Source organism: Streptomyces sp. NPDC004284 (assembly GCF_042874035.1).
Taxonomy (GTDB): Bacteria; Actinomycetota; Actinomycetes; order Streptomycetales; family Streptomycetaceae; genus Streptomyces.
Genome location: NZ_JBIAMJ010000008.1, coordinates 157,207 through 173,085, shown reverse-complemented (window position 1 = coordinate 173,085; position 15,879 = coordinate 157,207). Strand labels below are relative to the sequence as shown.

Genomic DNA, 15,879 nt, shown 5'->3' with positions numbered 1-15,879 from the left:
AGGACGGGCCCGTGGCAGTTGACGCGATCAGCGTGCTATCGACGTGGAGGACAGGTCGCTGCGACGTTCAGCCGTCCTTCGTGTGGTCACCTCGGTCGGGATTCCACTGTAGATCGACCGGGTCGCCGTAATCGCTGAAGTCATCCGTCCAAAATCCGCTCATAGCCTCCTTCGTGGTCCGCGACTGCAGGAATTCGCGCAGCGGTGCGGGCCGGTTGCTCGTCGTTCCGGCCGGAGGAGGAAGGACGATGTGCAGGGTCTGGTCCGTGTTTTCCCAGAACCTGACAGTTACGCCGTTCGGCAGATCCAACCGGGACTGGAACTCGTTCAGGACGTTCTGGGTGTCGTTGACGAGTCTCCAGCGAAACTCGTCGTCGGCCATGGCCACCGCGATCAACTTGAACAGGCCTTTATTCTCATACCGGGCGTCTTGAACGATCAGACCCTGCTGGAGATGACGCAGCATGAATACGTCATCCTTGTTCATGGCGTTGCCCGATGAATAATTTGCGGGGCGTGAATCCCGCGATCCGGCGCCACCTTGATCAGCGTCCATCACGTTTCTCCTTGGATTTCCTGGGTGATCCGGAGCAGACCCTCGCGAACCAGCCTGCTGACGAGGTCGAGTTTGTCTTCGACGGAGAGCGTGTCGGGAAGCTCGCGCACGGTGAAACGCTCACGCTCCGCGATGAACCGGAGTGCCGGTTCCAGAAACTTCGGTCCCGAGACGAAATTGGTGGGAAATTCGATCAAGGCCTCGTCGGAGGTGGACCGCACCCGGCAGAAAAGACTGGGGGTACGGTAGACCTGCGAGGCCTCGGTCAGCCTCGAGATTTCATCCAGGGAGCGGAAGTTTCCCGCGCCCATGGCCTTGGTCCCCCGGAACAGCCTCGTGCCGAGCCGTACTTTGGCGAGCTCCGCCAGCGCTCCGTCCTTCAGTGCATCGGCGAGGCGTTCTGCCAGCTCGGATGCATGTTCGGGCTTCAGGTGATCGTGCAGGAAGCCTGGCGGCAGCGTGCGCCTGAGCCGCAGATCCTCGCCGGCCAGTGCGTCGAGGGCCTCGGCAATGAGATCGACCCATCGATAGGCGTTGATGCCGACTGTCAGATGGACCGAGGAGGAGGTTGACGTCAGGGCTTCATGCGGAAATCCGCGCGGAAGGTAGAACGTGTCGCCGGGGTTCAATGTGAACTCTTGGAAATCGCGAAGTTCGACCGGGCTCTTCTCCGCATCGGCGAGCGGCAGTTCCTTGGGCGGGCTGCCCACGTGCCACTTCTTGGTTCCGTGCAACTGCAGGATGAAGACGTCGTGCGTGTCCACGTGGGGCGGGAGACCTTGCCCGCACTTCGGAGTGAAGTACAGGTTCACGCCCACCGGGTGGTGGAGCACGGCTTCCAGGTTACGGCTGAGATCTGCGATCACGGCGGACCGGCAATGAATTCGGTTGACGACGACCGTGAAGCCGTCATGATAGGCGCCGTAGACGTCCTGGATGTCTGGAATACCCTTGGCATCCAGCCTGATTCCGCGCTCTCTCGGGGTGCCGTGCTCGCTGCGAATGAGATATGCGTCTTCTTTCGACCGGGTCCTTCCGGCCGATGTTGCGGTGATCAACTCCTCGATCGAGTCCAGTCCCGGCAGGCCAGCAAAATAGGCCGGGTCTGTTCGCTCGACCAGGAGGGGCTCACTCTCCCAGTTGGTCCGGAAGAAGTCGGATTCCGCAACGGGATGCAAGAGCCAATCGAGGCTCAACGGTTGCACGGCTGGGGAGCTGCGAGTTGCCATGTTCACAACTTCTAGCCGCACAGTTCAGTGGATGCATTGACCGACCCGGCGCGGTACAGCGGAACCACCCGTTTGCCGAGGCCCTGCCTGGACGACCTGATCAGCAGAGCCGGGCAAGCCGGTCAGATCCGAACCTTGCCGAAGCCCTGCTGTCAGACGCGGGTGTCATGATCCGCTGCATGGCTACCTGGCTCGACAGCACCGACTTCGCCCGCTACGCGCTCATCCCGGAGGAACTCCTTCCGACATGGGAGGGGAGCGAGACGGACGACGTGATCGACGAGTACGTCTCGGCCCTGCGGCTGGCCAACCACGACATCCTGACGCTCGGCGCCGAATCCCTGTCCGTCACCTGGCTCGCCGAGCACCTCACATTCGCACGCTGGTGCTACGCCGACGACGACACGGGGCTGCTGCCCGCCGTGCACGCCGCCGGATCCGCCGACGGCTGGAAGGATGTCCTCTCTCTCGAACTCGGCGGGCGATACGTCCTGACCGACGCCGTCTACGAAGCCGGCAGGATCCTCGACTCGCTGCGGGACACACAGCGGCCGGCGGAGGCACTCCGCGTCGAACTGCCGCCGGGTCGCTATCGCGTCCAGTCGCTGGTCGTCGATCCCGACCCGAACACGCAGTTCATGCTGGACCGGTTGCTGCCCGAATAATCGGTCCGTCGGCGGGCCCTCCCTCTGGTGGGATGCGGTCATGTACTACGACGATCCCAGCCCCTACGCCTACCTCACCGCAGAGGACGGCGATGTGTTCACCGAGGTCGGCACCGGCCTGCGGTTCGTCACCGTGCGGGATGCCTACCGACGGCTCAACATCGGCTGGCTGGAGACGGGACGGCCCTGGCCCGCCGGGCCTGCACCCTCGGAGTTCACGCCCAAGCTGCTGACCGTGCTGGAGACGCAGGCCGTGAACGAGGCCCTCGGCCTGCACGAGTGCGACCTGTGCCCCGAACCGCTCGACGACGCCCGTCCCTGGCACGAGCCCCGGCGGGGCACCGGCGCGCCGGCGCCGGTACGGGCGAGACCCGGGTGCCCAGGGAGCCGGGGACCGCCTACGCGGCGCCGCATCTGATCGGACACTACGTGGTCGATCACGGCTACCTGCCACCCCGGGAGTTCATCGAAGCAGTCCTCGCCTTCGACCTCCAGGACCGCTCGGCCGCATACCCCTCGATCGCCTTCCCTTGGATCCCCGACGACGCCGAGCTGTACGACGCCGGGTTCGAGTGACGGCACGCTCCGGGACCACGGGCGAAGGACCAGGATCACGGAGACACAAGCAGGGTCGGCTTCGTACGAGCGGTGCTCACGGGAGCCGGAGAGCCGACGGTGCAGGGGAGCGTCCGGGGTTCCTCGATGCGTCGCTGGAGCTCGGCGATCTGGCCGGTGACGTATCGGGCGTACGTGGAGAGCAGGACGGGGACACTGTTGCGGCCAAGTCGGTGACCTGTACGGGCGGGATGCGCCGTTGTCGAGCCAGGTCGTCAGGCGGGTGTGGCGGAGGTCGTACACGCGCTTACCGATGAGCGACTTGAACCCATGCTCGGACAGGAGGGCCTCACGGGCCTTGGCCCAGGCCCGCCGATAGACGGAGCTGTCGAGGAGGCCGTCCCTCTCGCCGGGAAAGAGGAGATCGCCCGGCCCGTCGCGGGCCGCCCCGGCCGGCCCCGTCGCAGGCCCGACGTCCTGCTCGGCGGCAAGGGCTACAGCCCCCACACCCACCGCGCCGAGCTCCTACAACGGCGGATCCTGCCTGTCATCTCACACAAGGGAGCACCGAACTTCATGGCGCCTTCGTCTCCCCCGCCCGCAGCCTCATCTGCTGGGGACGTCTCATGAAGACCCCCTCCTGATCGCGCCCCAAGTGATCACGCGCAGCGCAGTACCGTGAGAGGCCCCAGGGCTACCGGTGCGGCACGTACCTGGTTCCGGTGATGCCTCGGAAGTCACAGACGCCCGCTCCGAGTTCGTGGGCGTCGGACATCATCCGTCACTGGATGGCGTTGTTCTGAGGCTTCTTGATGTTGCGGTGCCACTGCTGGTTGAAGTCGCGCCGGATCTCCTCCGACGACCGCCCGGCGGAGGGAACCTGGAAGACGTAGCGCGGCTGGCCTGCGGCGAGGCCGTCCTCACCACCGGGCTCGGTCTGCTGCCAGCCCATCCGGCGCGGCCGGTCGGTGACGCCGAAGGCCCACGGCTCGTGCACGGTGGCTTCCGCATCCCGTAGTCTCCGGGCCTGCGGGGCGGCGATCGCGGCCTTGACCGCCTCGGCGCTCCAGCGGCGGGCGCCGACGGGCGGTCCCGTCTTCACCGAGAAGGCGCCCTGCTCCTTCGGGTACGCGAGCATCGGCTCGAGCCGCCGCTCCCGATCCGCCGCGGCCCAGTCGGTGACCGGGCCCTCGGGCAGACAGGCGAGGGACCTCTTCAGGTTCGGCAACGGCCTCAGCAGTACCAGCCCAGCCTCGACGAGCCGGTCGCCGTCGTCGTCGAACCAGCCCAGACCCTCCGCCCGTCAGCCCGGCTTCGTATCTCCACGGAGGGGAGTTCAGCCGAGCTGAGCGGCGTCGAGGGTCTCGGCCGCGGGCGGCACATGAAGGGTGAAGGGCTTGCCGTACTCGCTGAGGACGACGCCGGCGGGATCGCCCTCGTCCATTCCGTGGATCTCCAGGGGATAGGGCTCGCCGGTCCGGGCGACATAGAACTGGGAGCGCCCTTCCCGGGGGTCGGTCCTGACCAGTTCGAGCGCCGGGAGCCCCCGCACCTCCCGCTGCGCGCCCTTGCTCACGGTGACGCCGCCGGAGTCCTCGGTCATGGAGTCGGCGACGGCCGCGATGTCGCAGGTCGCCGCGAGCGAGCCGAACTCGGCATTGCTGGAGTCGGTGACGATGTAGCGATTCCCGACCAGCGCCTCCACCTGGGCGGCCTGAGTGCCGACCGACTGGACCCAGAACGCGTGATCGGGCTTGAGCCAGACCTTCTCGCCCTGCTTGACGAGATCTACGTTGGTCCCGCCCTCCGTGATACGCCCCTCGCAGTTGCCGGAACTGTCGATGCGCAGATCGATCTGACTCTTGTTCACCGTGCCCGCGAGATGGACGGACGGTGCTTTCCGCAGCGCCTCGGAGGCGGAACGGAGCACCTGTGCCCCGGTGAGACCATCGATCCCGTTGAAGTTCGGCACGGTGGGCACGGGCGCCGACGGAGAAGGGTACGCAGGCCCCGGCTTCGCACCGAGGGCCGAGCATCCAGAGGCGGCTGCCAGGGCACAGATGGAGGCGACGGCTATGCCCGCCCTCCGGGTGATCTTCATGCTCTTCCTTACTCACATCACACGAACACGGCCCGCGCTCACCCCGGAGGTCAGATCAGAGGGGTGAGCGGCGTCCGACCCCCGCCAGACTGCTGGCTCCTGGCGGCTTTCGCATGAGTACTCCCTACTCATGCGGCTCGATCCTCGACGGCAGAAACGGTGACCACGGCCTGCCAGGCGTTCAGGCCGGCGGTGAGCTTCGTCGGGCTGACGTCACCGGCACGCCGTGTCGATGGGGCCGTTCGGCCCCTTCTGCCAGGGCAGGCCGCTCGCGTTCACTGCCTGTGGACCTCCGGCCCGCCGAGGCTCCGGAACGAGGCCGGGGGTCCGCCGGGCAGTTCTCACGCGAAAGGCACGTACATGGGCGGTCAGGTCACACCGGAACCGGGACACATCGTCGTCGTCGGGGGAGGCGTCTCCGGTCTGGCGGCCGCCCACCGGCTCGTCGAGGCCGGCGCCCGGGTGACGCTCCTGGAGGCGTCCGGGCGGCTGGGCGGGAAACTGCGGGCCGGGGAGATCGCGGGCGTGCCGGTGGACCTGGGCGCTGAGGCGCTGTTCGCGCTGCGGCCCGAGGCGGTCGACCTGGCGCGTGCCGTCGGGCTCGGGGAGTGCCTGGAGCCGGCCGTGACGACCTCGGCGGCCGTGTGGAGCCGCGGCACGCTCCACTCCCTGCCCCGGGGGCATGTGATGGGGGTGCCGGGCGACGGGGCGGCGCTGGGGGGCCTGGTCTCCGCGGAGGGGGTCGCGCGCATGCGGCGGGACCGCGTCCTGCCGCGTACGCCGATCGGGGACGACGTCGCGATCGGCACGTATGTGGCCGAGCGGTACGGGGCGGAGGTCGTCGACCGGCTCCTGGAGCCGCTGCTCGACGGCGTGTACGCGGGCGACGCCTACCGGATCTCGATGCGGGCGGCGGCACCCGCCCTCTTCGAGGCGGCCCGGAAACACGCCTCGCTGCTCAACGCCGTCGCCTCCCTGCACCGCGAGCCCGCGCCGTCCGCGTCCTTCGGCCCGGTGTTCATGGGGATCACGGGCGGCGTCGGCCGGCTGCCGGGCGCGGTCGCCGATGCCGTACGGGCCCGGGGCGGGGAGATCCTCCTCGACGCCCCGGCCCTCTCGCTGGCCCGGACCGAGGACGGCTGGCAGCTGCGCACCACCGACCGTTTCTTCGTGGCGGACGGGGTGGTCCTGGCCGCGCCGGCGTGGTCCGCCGCGGGCCTGCTGGCGGCCGAGAGCCCGGCCGCGGCAGCCGAGCTGTCCGGGATCGAGTACGCCTCGCCCGCGCTGGTGACGATGGCCTTCCGCCGGACGGACCTGCCCGTGCTGCCCGGCGGCAGCGGATTCCTGGTCCCGCCGGTGGAGGGGCGCACTATCAAGGCGGCCACCTTGCTGACGCACAAGTGGCGCTGGCTGCGGGAGACGGCCACCGGTCTGTTCGTCCTGCGGGCCTCGATCGGCCGGCACGGGGACGAGCAGGCCCTCTACCTGGACGACGCGGATCTCGTCGAGGCCGCGCGGCACGACCTGGGCGAGATCCTGGGCCTGACCGCCGCGCCCGTGGCGTCACGAGTCAGCCGCTGGCACGACGGGCTGCCCCAGTACGCGGTCGGTCACACGGCGCGGGTCGGGCGGATCAGGGAGGCGGTCGCGAAGCTGCCGGGGATAGGGGTGTGCGGAGCGGCGTACGACGGGGTCGGCATCGCCCACTGCGTGGCGAGCGGCCGGCGCGCGGCCGACGAGGTGCTGGGCACCGCGTGACGGCGCGAGCCCATTGAGCCGGGGGACCGGCCGTCCGGGACGGAGTGCCCGTCGTCTTCTCTCCCTCCCCCGGACCGCGCGATGCGGTCGTCCCCGCAGCGGAACGCTCCGGGACCCGAGAGGGCCCGGAGCGTTCCGCGTACCAGAGCGGCGCTCTGCGTGACCCGACCACCGTCTCCCGGCCGGAGGCGCCGACCGATCATGCGACCGGAGCCCCCCTCCCCCGCGTCTTCGCGTGGCTCGTGGTGACCACCGGGGCGCTCGACGTCCTCGCCTCGTTCGTGATCATGCTCGACGAGTTCCGCCTGCTCCAGGCCCCCGTGTTCGTGCCGCCCTGCGACCTCGGCCAGGTGCTGTCCTGTGGGTCGTACCGGCCGTCTGGTGCGGGAGCGTGCTGATGGCGACCCGCTTTCGGGACTGCCGGCAGGGCCTGTTGCGAGTCGGCGGGGTGGGGCCCTTATGGCACCACCCCGCCGCGGCCCGGGCGTACCGGCCACAGGCCTGGGGGACGGCCGGGCCGCACCGGGGCCGGCACCCCGGGTCGCGGAGGTGAGTCGATCACAGGGGGGCGGACCGCCTGATAGGGCCGAACGGCCCTATCCGATGGGGCCGGACGGCAGAGGGACAGCGGTGCAAAACTGATGCGTCTTCCGGTCATGGCCACGGCGTTGTCGCTGCCGCCGTGTCCGTTCGTTGGACGTCTGCGTCCACGGTGTGTCATCCCCCGAGACGGCACTGGAGAGGCCCCGCCGACGTCCGCCGGGCGCGGGGCGGAGACGCGGGACATACGGCAGGGAGAGAGAGCCAGCCCTTGAGCACCATCACAAGCAACGCGTACGACGAGTACCACGCGCTGCTCGCGCGCCAGGATGCGATGCGGCTGCGCCAGCAGCTGCTCCACCCGGCCGGGGCCGTCAGAACGGCGGAGGCCGTCAGAACGGCGGGGGCAGGGCACTCCTTCGACTGGATTCGCGATCAGGAGACGATCAACCGCCATCTGCCGTCGGTGACCCCCTTCGGTGACCTCATTACTCACCTCTACCAGGCGATGTTCGAGCAGCACCCGTATCTGCGCGGGCTGTTTCCCGACTCGATGGCCTTCCAGCAGGCTCATCTGGAACGTGCCTTCTGGTATCTGATCGAGCACCTGGACCGGCCGGACGAGGTGGCCGCGTTCTGCGCTCGCCTGGGCCGGGACCACCGCAAGCTGGGAGTGCGGCCCGTGCACTACGAGGTGTTCGAGTCCTCGCTCGTCGCGGCTCTGCGCCGCAGCGCGGGCGAGCGGTGGGTCGAGGAGCTGGAGCAGGCTTGGGTGCGGATGGTGAGGTTCGCCGTCGCGTCCATGGTCGAAGGCGCGCGCGAGGCATTGGGCGAGCCCGCCTACTGGAACGCGACGGTGACGGAGCACCGGGTGTGCGGTCCCGGTGTCGCCGTCCTCCGGGTCCGCACCGCAGAACCGTTTCCGTACAAGGCCGGGCAGTACGCCAGGCTTGAGTCCCCGCTGCTGCCGCACGCCTGGCGACCGTACTCCGTCGCCTGCGCGCCCCGGGCGGACGGAGAGTTGGAGTTCCACATCCGTCGTACCGGCCCTGGCGGGGTGAGCGATGCGCTGGTGGCAGGCACCCGCGTCGGCGACCTGCTGCGCCTCGGACCGGCGCAGGGATCCATGACGCTGGAGGAGGGCCTGCCGCGCGATGTACTGATCGTGGCGGGCGGGACCGGATGGGCCACCGCCAAGGCACTCCTCGACGAGCTGGCCGTGCGCGGTCCGCGCGGCCGCAGCGCACACCTGTTCCTCGGCGCCCGCACGCTGGACGATCTGTACGACACCGCCGCCCTCTCCGAGCTGGAGAGCCGCCACCCCTGGCTGCGTGTCGTTCCGGTGATCGGCGAGGGCTCCGGGGCCTCCGAGGACGGCTCGCCGGCCGACGCGGTGGCCCGGCACGGCGACTGGTCCGGACACGTCGCCTACGTGAGCGGCCCGCCCGGCATGGTGATCGACACGGTGCAGCGGCTGACGGCCATGAACCTGCCCGCGAGCCGCATTCACTACGACCCGGTCGACGGCGCATCTCTCCCTGTGCCTGGCGAGTCGGTGCAGGGATGGGCGGAGCTTCCCCGTATCGGTGTGGAGCGGCTTGCCTGAACTCAGTCAGGAAGCAGGTCGTGAAGAGGCCGATCGGCCCTTGCCGGTCTTCCGCCTCATGCTGGTGATCGTGACCAGGTCGCTCAGGGGGCAGGGACAGTCCTCGGGCGTGTAGGCGCAGAAGTACATGATCTGGCTCGGGGCGGCGATGGAGCGGCGGATGAGCAGCCATCGGCGGGGGTGGTCGGTGGTGATCCACGCCCTGTCGTAGGAGCGCCGGCCCTTCGCGCCCGCTCCACGCGAGTGGCGGTTCCCTTCTGTCCGGCTCGACCAGGTGCAGTGTCTGGTCCGCGTGCATGCGCCTGCCGTCGGAGGTGGTGAGCTGGTGGTCGACGGGCATCGCGAGCACAGGGCCGATGTCGGCGCCTTCCAAGGACTCGCTTCGCTCCCGGCCGCGTTCGACGTCGCCGACCGGCTGCGTCCGTACACCTCGTCCCCGGTCGTCCGCTTCGGTCTGATCCCGGTGGCCGGCGCGCGTTTCGCATGCGCGAGGGCGAGTGCCGGCTTGGTGGCGAATGCGTGATCCTTGGGATGCCGCTTCCGTCTGCTCGGGATCTGCGCTGCGGCGCAGTGCAGATCCCGAGCCGTGGTCACCGTGCGGGGGCTGTCACCTCCGATACTGCTGCGCCACCGCCGCGAAGGCGGCCTTGGGTTCCCATTCCATGTCGGGGTAGGTCTGCCCCCGGCGCCCTTCGAGGAGTTTGACGATGCCCAGGCCGGCCCGGTCCAAGTCGTCCCGGGGGTCGCCGTCCGGGCGGTGCGGGTAGCCGGGCAGGGCGAACAGGAACACGAACGCGCTGTCCACGCCCTCGGTCTCGAAGATCTCCAGCAGTTCGCTCAGATAGGCGGCCTGGCCGGCCTCGTCACGCTCGTATATGCCGTCCAGCCGTACGGGGGCCTTGGTCTGCGGGTCGTACTCGACCACTTCCAGCACCCGCCCACCGCGGTCTCCCGCGCCGCGGTAGGCCGCGGTGCCGAATCCGGTGATGGCGAGCGGCTTCGGGCCTTGGGCCAGGGTGCGCACCGCGTCCCGGAACCGGTCGGCGACCTCGGCGGAGCGGATCAGTTCGAACGTCACCAGGTCGAAGGGAGTCCAGTCGACCTGCTCGAACTGGATGGATGAGTAGGTGAGTTTGCCCTGGAAGCGCTCGCGGACCGTGGCCGCGGCGTCGCCGAGGAATGCGTTGATGCGCACGCCGAGCTCACGCATCGCTTCGAGTCGCCGCTCGGGGTGGCTCATCAGCTGCTCGACCCGCTCTTCCGGGCTCTCTCCGGGGAGGAACCCCCGGTTCATCACGCTCAGCTCCACCCCTGCGACGAACACGACTGTGGCTCCCTGCTGCCGGAGCCGTTCCGCTCGCTCGGCACAGTCACGGAAGAGCGCGAGGATCTGCTCCGGATCCAGCTCCAGCGGATAGGGCGAGAACCAGACCTCGAGGCCGAGCTCGGCGGCGGCACCGGCGGCCAGCTCCAGTCGGTCCGGGTCGCCGCCGATGATCTGGACCGCGTTGCAGTGCAGGTCGTCGCGGATGATGGCGAGCTCGCGCCGGACCACCGCAAGGTCGAAGTCCTCGCGGGACATCCGGCCGTGGACGACGAATCCGGTGTCGTAGGTCATTCCTCTTGCACGCATGGTGACGTCCTCTCTGTCGGTCTCGGGCGAATCGAGGCTGACAGGAAAACTGCGCACACGCAAGTTTTCGTACACGCAAGTTTGCGCGCGCGCATTCCTGCGTGGGAGGCTGACATCATGACGACACCGCCATCAGGGCTGCGGGAGCGGAAGAAGCAGGCCACGCGCGAGGCGCTACGCGAGGCGGCCCTGCGCCTGGCCGTGGAGCGCGGACCGGACCAGGTGCGGGTCGAAGACATCGCCGAGGCGGCCGGGGTCTCACCGCGCACCTACAACAACTACTTCGCCAGCCGCGAGCAGGCGATCGTCTCCGCTGTCACCGCGGACCGGGAGGCACGGATCGCGGCGGCGGTCGCGGCCCGGCCCGCAGGAGTACGCCTGGCCGACGCCGTCACGGAGGCAGTGGTCGAGCAGTACACGAACACCGGTGAGCGCGAACACCAGGCACTGCTGCTGATCACCACCCGGACCGCGCTGCGCGACGCGTTCCTCGAGGCCACCGCCGGCATCGAGCACCCTCTCACGACGGTGCTCGCCGAACGCCTGGACGACGCCGGAACCCACACGGCCCGCGTTCTCGCGGCAGGCGTGGCCGCGGCGGTGCGCATCGCGCTGGAAGGCTGGCTCCAGCCGGCCGGAAACGCAGAGGCCGCCGGAAGCTTCGGCGCCGGAGGACTGGTCGTGCCCTCCGGCTCACTGCCCGACCAGCTCCGCGCGACGCTGGCCCCACTCGCGCCCGCGTTCGACGCAGCCGAGCGACGCACCCAGCCGTGAAGTCGACCCGCCCGGGGCATCCGCTGGACAAGCAGTAGAGACGGAACACGTCGACGCGCCCGGCTTGGTGACGGAGCCTTGAGGATGGGCGTCCGCCACGGGTAACCGCTCACGGAACCGGCCCGAAGCGCTTTCCATGTGGTGGGCAGCCGTTCACGTCCGTCGCCCTGAAGCCTCTCAGGAAAGCACCCATCGGGGCGGGTGTCCGGGGTCGCCCGGGCAGGTGAAGACGTGCAGGTCCCGGTCCCGGCCGAATCGGAGCCGAGTGGGCGTGCCGACGGACCGGCCGCCCAGGATCGAGGCTTTCCCTTCCAGGGACGGGTCTCGGTCCTCCAGAGGCACCCAGCTGTGCGAGCCGGCGTCCATCTCGTCGCCCCCAGCGGTCAGTAGCAACCGCATCGGGGTCGCGCAGGTCGCGCAGTCGATGGCCATGGGGCCCGTCGACGCCCAGCTGGGAAAGCCACCGACCCGCCAGCCGGGCGGGATCGACAGGTCTCCCTGGTAGCTCGGGGCGTCGGGGCCGTGCTCCGCCATCTGGGCGTCCTCCCAGGCGTCGATGAGGTCGATCAATGGGGCGGGCAGCGTGTCGTCCTCCGCCCAGGGGTAGGTGTCCACCTCTTCGGGGTGCAGGACGCACGGTTCGGGGAGTTCATGCTCCCATCGCAGCATGGGCACTTCGGGCGGGGCGACGAGGAAGCGTTCCGCGCGCTCGGTCTCCGCGGCCTGCCGCCACCGCAGGAGGTAGCGACGCTCCAGGTACGGGCCGTGGGTGAACGGGCAGCGGAAGAGCTGAACGAGGTCCGCACCGTCGGGCCCGGCCGTCAGGCCGGGGATGTCCCGGCGGAAGAACTGGGCAAGCCCCGCGAACGGCACCGGCCCGTCCTCCCCGGGAGCACCTGCTCCGGGCCACGGTCGGCTCCGCGGCCGTACGCCCGCAGCCCGGGCACTGCGGATCTCGGCCGGCGCGTACCCCTCGGTCTCGGGCCGGTGCGGCTCGTCGCAGACCGGCCACGGCTCGCCGTACGGCCACAGCATCGGCCCGCCGACATGACTGTCGCGCATGCCGGGCCGCCCCGGCCTCGGGTGCAGGCGGGTCGTCCGGCCCCGCTGAGCGGCCAGTTCCGGGAACACGGCCTCCACGGATACCGGCCTGGCCGGCGTGGTCCTGGTCATGCGCAGACCGTACGTGGCCGGGAAGACGCCACGCGAACGGATTCCGCGAGTCACCCGAGCCAGGCCCTCCGTGGTGTTCTTCGCCTCCGGCGGCGGCCCCAGGCTGCTCCGATGTTGAGCAGCGGTTCCAGGGGATGCGCGGAACCAGACGCGTCGAGCGCAAGCAGGGGTAGGGCAGGTGGCTCCAGCGCGCCCCGCCCGGGCTTGGGCCTGCGGTCGCCCACCCGTCCGCCCGTCCGCCCGGCCTCCCGCAGTCGGCGCCGAACCCCACCAGCCACACTGAGCGCATGCGATACGAAGAGAAGGCCAAGCTCGTGTTGGTGAAGGCCCTCGTCCCGGTGGCCGTTCTCGTCTGTTCGCCGGTACTGCTGGTTGCGGGAGCGCCGATCCGCCGCCGGTACCTCCGCCACGTCCACCGGGAGGGGGCTTCGCAGATCCTGGACAAGGAGGGGGGCCGGGTCAGCGCCCACTACTCTGTGGTCACCAGCCCCCTTCTCAGATGGCTCTGCGGGCCCACGGAGACGCTCACCCGTCTCGTCTCGCGCCGAGGCCGGGAGGCGGACCGGGCGTCCTGGGGAGGCGGTCGACGGTACGAACCGGGCGGACCTGCGGGAGCACCGCTCATGTGGCGTGGGCATGGTTCTGAAAAGTTCATGTTCGGCACCTTGATGCGTCAAGTTCTACGCGCGTATCTTCACGCCTGGATCTGATGTGAGACGCCCGTCGGCGTCCTTCATCAACACTTTGACGACCTCTCAGCGACCTGGCGCGCCGGCGCGGCGGCCGGGTCTTGTCCTGTCATGAAGGAGCTCCGCAACGGTGCCCAGCCCCATAGCCACTCGCCGCTCCCACCACTTGCTGCTGCGTGCCGCCCTGCCTGTCGCGGTCACCGCGTCCCTGGTGCTCGTCCCGCTGCCCGGCGCCGTCGCCGCCCCGTCGGCGGGGGCGGTCATCGCGGAGGTGTACGGCGGCGGCGGCAACTCCGGCGCGACGCTGAAGAAGGACTTCGTCGAGCTCGCCAACCCGTCCGCGGCCGCCTTCGGTCTGACCGGCTACAGCGTGCAGTACCTGCCGGGCAGCCCCAGCGCCACCAGCAAGTGGGGGGTCACCCCGCTGAGCGGCTCGGTCGCCCCCGGTGGCCGCTACCTGGTCGCCGAGGCACCCGGCGCGGGCGGCACCGTGGACCTGCCGGCCGCCGACGCCGCCGGCAACCTGGCCCTGTCCGCCACGACCGGCACCATCGCGCTCGTCAACGGCACCGACGCGCTGACCTGCAAGACGGCCGCGGACTGCGCCGTCGACCCGCGGGTCGTCGACCTGGTGGGCTTCGGCACCGCCGTCGTCCACGAGGGCTCCGCCTCCGCCCCGGGCGCCTCCAACACCGCCTCGGTGGCCCGCGCCGCGTCCCTCGCCGACACCGACGACAACGCCGCCGACTTCCAGGCCGGCGCGCCCACGCCGGTCAACAGCAAGGGCGAGTCCACCCCCGGCGGCGGCTCCGACAGCGGGCCGACCGAGCCCGGCACGGTGCGGATCCACGACATCCAGGGGACCACCCGTCTTTCGCCACTGGCCGGCAAGACGGTCACGGGCGTCCCCGGCACCGTCACCGGCGTGCGTACGTACGGCTCCAAGGGCTTCTGGATGCAGGACCCGAACGCGGACGCCGACCCGGCCACCAGCGAGGGCGTCTTCGTCTTCACCGGCAGCGCCGTCCCCGCCGTCAAGGTCGGCGACTCGGTCCTCGTCACGGCCAAGGTCAGCGAGTACTACCCGAACAGCTCGGGCGGCTCGCAGTCCGTCACCGAGCTGACCAGCCCCAAGGTCACCGTGGTCTCCTCGGGCAACCCGGTGCCCGCGCCGGTCGTGCTCGACGGCTCGAACATCCCGGCGGCGTACGCCCCGGACGCGGCGGGCGGCTCGATCGAGCCCCTGCCGCTGCGGCCCGGCGCCTACGCGCTCGACCTGTTCGAGTCGCTGGAGGGCATGGACGTCGAGGTCCGCGACGTGCCGGTGACGCAGGCCAGCAACACGTACCACGAGCTCTGGGTGGACGCCCGCGAGCAGGACCCGCGTTCGTCCCGCGGCGGTGTCGTCTACCTCGGCTACGACCAGCCGAACTCCGGCCGCCTCATGGTCCAGTCGCTGGGCGCGGCCGCCGACTTCCCGGTCGCCGATGTCGGCGACCGGCTCACCGGTGCCACCGGAGGTCCGCTGGACTACACCTCGTTCGGCGGCTACGCGGTGGCGGCCACCCGGGTCGGCGCCGTCCAGTCGGGCGGGCTGCAGCGGGAGGTCACCGAGTCCGGCCTGCCGAGCGAGCTGAAGATCGGCACGTACAACGTCGAGAACCTCGACCCGGGCGACCCGGACGAGAAGTTCGCCGAGCTGGCGGCCGGCGTGGTCACCAATCTGCGCTCCCCCGACATCCTGGCCCTGGAGGAGATCCAGGACGACAACGGCCCGGTCCAGGACGGCACGGTCTCGTCCGACGCCACCGTCGCCAAGTTCGTCGAGGCGATCAAGGCGGCCGGCGGCCCGGCCTACGACTGGCGCTCGATCGACCCGGTGGACGGCAAGGACGGCGGCGAGCCCGGCGGCAACATCCGGCAGGTCTTCCTGTTCAACCCGGCCCGCGTCTCCTTCACCGACATCCCCGGCGGCGACGCCACCACTCCGGTGGACGTGGTCGGCACCGGCAACCGCACCTCGCTGACCGCCTCCCCGGCGCGGATCGACCCGGCCGATGAGGCCTGGACCAGCAGCCGCAAGCCGCTGATCGGCCAGTTCAGCTTCCACAACAAGCCGGTCTTCGTGATCGCCAACCACTTCAACAGCAAGGGCGGCGACCAGGGCCTCGACAGCCGCTTCCAGGCCCCGACCCGCAGCTCCGAGGTCCAGCGCACCAAGCAGGCCGCGGTGGAGCAGGCCTTCGTCGCCAAGCTCCTGGCCGCCGACCCCCGCGCCCGGGTCGTCTCCCTCGGCGACTTCAACGACTACCAGTTCTCACCCGCGCTCCAGACCCTCACCCAGGACGGCGTCCTGCGTGACCTGGTCGCCGAACTGCCCGAGTCCGAGCGCTACTCCTACGTCTACCAGGGCAACTCCCAGGTGCTCGACCACATCCTGGTCAGCCCCGCGCTGAAGCCGCAGCACGTCCGGTACGACGTCGTCCACATCAACAGCGAGTTCGCCGACCAGGCCTCCGACCACGACCCGCAGGTGGTCCGGATCAAGCCCTGACACGGTGAATCGCCGCAGCTCCTCCGCCCGGTCCTCCGACCGGGCG

At 70.1% G+C, this 15,879-nt stretch carries 13 protein-coding genes and 1 pseudogene; 8 read left to right on the top strand and 6 right to left on the bottom strand.

Going from position 1 to position 15,879, the window contains the following annotated elements:
• Window positions 1–67 precede the first annotated feature (67 nt).
• Both ACFYUS_RS22205 and ACFYUS_RS22200 read right to left on the bottom strand, forming a co-directional pair.
• Window positions 68–556, bottom strand: coding sequence for a hypothetical protein (locus tag ACFYUS_RS22205; RefSeq protein ID WP_388854592.1), 489 nt, complete (start codon window positions 554–556; stop codon window positions 68–70).
• Window positions 556–1,785, bottom strand: coding sequence for a cupin domain-containing protein (locus tag ACFYUS_RS22200; protein ID WP_388854590.1), 1,230 nt, complete (start codon window positions 1,783–1,785; stop codon window positions 556–558). The genes ACFYUS_RS22205 and ACFYUS_RS22200 overlap by 1 nt, the downstream gene beginning before the upstream one ends.
• A 179-nt stretch (window positions 1,786–1,964) precedes the next feature.
• Here ACFYUS_RS22200 and ACFYUS_RS22195 point away from each other — a divergent pair, with 179 nt between their 5' ends.
• From ACFYUS_RS22195 to ACFYUS_RS22185, 3 genes are read left to right on the top strand one after another with little or no spacing between them, the layout of a single operon-like run.
• Window positions 1,965–2,450 (top strand): Imm21 family immunity protein, encoded by a 486-nt coding sequence (locus ACFYUS_RS22195; RefSeq protein WP_388854588.1) that lies wholly within the window; start codon window positions 1,965–1,967, stop codon window positions 2,448–2,450.
• Window positions 2,451–2,490: 40 nt separating this feature from the next.
• Window positions 2,491–2,868, top strand: coding sequence for a hypothetical protein (locus ACFYUS_RS22190; RefSeq protein WP_388854585.1), 378 nt, complete (start codon window positions 2,491–2,493; stop codon window positions 2,866–2,868).
• Window positions 2,869–2,879: 11 nt separating this feature from the next.
• The gene (locus tag ACFYUS_RS22185; protein WP_388854582.1) at window positions 2,880–3,026 is read left to right on the top strand and encodes a hypothetical protein; all 147 of its coding nucleotides are present in this window, start codon (window positions 2,880–2,882) and stop codon (window positions 3,024–3,026) included.
• Between the two features lie 763 nt (window positions 3,027–3,789).
• On the opposite strand, the pseudogene ACFYUS_RS22180 reads toward ACFYUS_RS22185, so the two are convergent.
• Together ACFYUS_RS22180 and ACFYUS_RS22175 are read right to left on the bottom strand one after the other, a co-directional pair.
• Window positions 3,790–4,338 (bottom strand): annotated as a pseudogene (locus ACFYUS_RS22180) (peptidoglycan bridge formation protein FemAB); the annotation flags it as partial.
• A 3-nt stretch (window positions 4,339–4,341) separates the two neighbouring features.
• A complete protein-coding gene (locus tag ACFYUS_RS22175) occupies window positions 4,342–4,986 on the bottom strand; it encodes a hypothetical protein (protein WP_388854579.1) in 645 nt (214 codons plus the stop codon).
• A gap of 402 nt (window positions 4,987–5,388) precedes the next feature.
• Here ACFYUS_RS22175 and hemG point away from each other — a divergent pair, with 402 nt between their 5' ends.
• The 3 genes from hemG to ACFYUS_RS22160 all read left to right on the top strand — a co-directional run bounded on the left by hemG (window position 5,389) and on the right by ACFYUS_RS22160 (window position 9,010).
• Window positions 5,389–6,864, top strand: a complete 1,476-nt coding sequence (hemG, locus tag ACFYUS_RS22170; RefSeq protein WP_388855157.1) for a protoporphyrinogen oxidase — start codon at window positions 5,389–5,391, stop codon at window positions 6,862–6,864.
• Window positions 6,865–7,106: 242 nt separating this feature from the next.
• Window positions 7,107–7,262 (top strand): hypothetical protein, encoded by a 156-nt coding sequence (locus ACFYUS_RS22165; protein ID WP_388854576.1) that lies wholly within the window; start codon window positions 7,107–7,109, stop codon window positions 7,260–7,262.
• A 413-nt stretch (window positions 7,263–7,675) separates the two neighbouring features.
• The gene (locus ACFYUS_RS22160) at window positions 7,676–9,010 is read left to right on the top strand and encodes a globin domain-containing protein (protein WP_388854573.1); all 1,335 of its coding nucleotides are present in this window, start codon (window positions 7,676–7,678) and stop codon (window positions 9,008–9,010) included.
• Between the two features lie 607 nt (window positions 9,011–9,617).
• Here the strand turns inward: ACFYUS_RS22160 and ACFYUS_RS22155 are convergent.
• Window positions 9,618–10,628, bottom strand: coding sequence for a hypothetical protein (locus ACFYUS_RS22155; RefSeq protein WP_388855154.1), 1,011 nt, complete (start codon window positions 10,626–10,628; stop codon window positions 9,618–9,620).
• Window positions 10,629–10,760: 132 nt separating this feature from the next.
• On the opposite strand from ACFYUS_RS22155, the gene ACFYUS_RS22150 reads away from it, so the two are divergent.
• Window positions 10,761–11,417 carry a TetR/AcrR family transcriptional regulator gene (locus ACFYUS_RS22150; protein WP_388854570.1) on the top strand — a complete coding sequence of 219 codons (657 nt, stop codon included), beginning with the start codon at window positions 10,761–10,763 and terminating at the stop codon, window positions 11,415–11,417.
• A gap of 177 nt (window positions 11,418–11,594) precedes the next feature.
• Here ACFYUS_RS22150 and ACFYUS_RS22145 read toward each other — a convergent pair whose 3' ends face one another.
• Complete coding sequence (locus tag ACFYUS_RS22145) at window positions 11,595–12,590, bottom strand: hypothetical protein (protein ID WP_388854567.1); 996 nt, start codon at window positions 12,588–12,590, stop codon at window positions 11,595–11,597.
• 819 nt (window positions 12,591–13,409) lie between these two features.
• On the opposite strand from ACFYUS_RS22145, the gene ACFYUS_RS22140 reads away from it, so the two are divergent.
• Window positions 13,410–15,833 (top strand): endonuclease/exonuclease/phosphatase family protein, encoded by a 2,424-nt coding sequence (locus tag ACFYUS_RS22140; protein WP_388854564.1) that lies wholly within the window; start codon window positions 13,410–13,412, stop codon window positions 15,831–15,833.
• Window positions 15,834–15,879 lie beyond the last annotated feature (46 nt).

Coding starts and splice junctions, on each gene's coding strand:
- ACFYUS_RS22205 (WP_388854592.1), bottom strand. CDS start 556: ATGGACGCTGATCAAGGTGGCGCCGGATCGCGGGATTCACGCCCCGCA.
- ACFYUS_RS22200 (WP_388854590.1), bottom strand. CDS start 1,785: ATGGCAACTCGCAGCTCCCCAGCCGTGCAACCGTTGAGCCTCGATTGG.
- ACFYUS_RS22195 (WP_388854588.1), top strand. CDS start 1,965: ATGGCTACCTGGCTCGACAGCACCGACTTCGCCCGCTACGCGCTCATC.
- ACFYUS_RS22190 (WP_388854585.1), top strand. CDS start 2,491: ATGTACTACGACGATCCCAGCCCCTACGCCTACCTCACCGCAGAGGAC.
- ACFYUS_RS22155 (WP_388855154.1), bottom strand. CDS start 10,628: ATGACCTACGACACCGGATTCGTCGTCCACGGCCGGATGTCCCGCGAG.
- ACFYUS_RS22150 (WP_388854570.1), top strand. CDS start 10,761: ATGACGACACCGCCATCAGGGCTGCGGGAGCGGAAGAAGCAGGCCACG.
- ACFYUS_RS22145 (WP_388854567.1), bottom strand. CDS start 12,590: ATGACCAGGACCACGCCGGCCAGGCCGGTATCCGTGGAGGCCGTGTTC.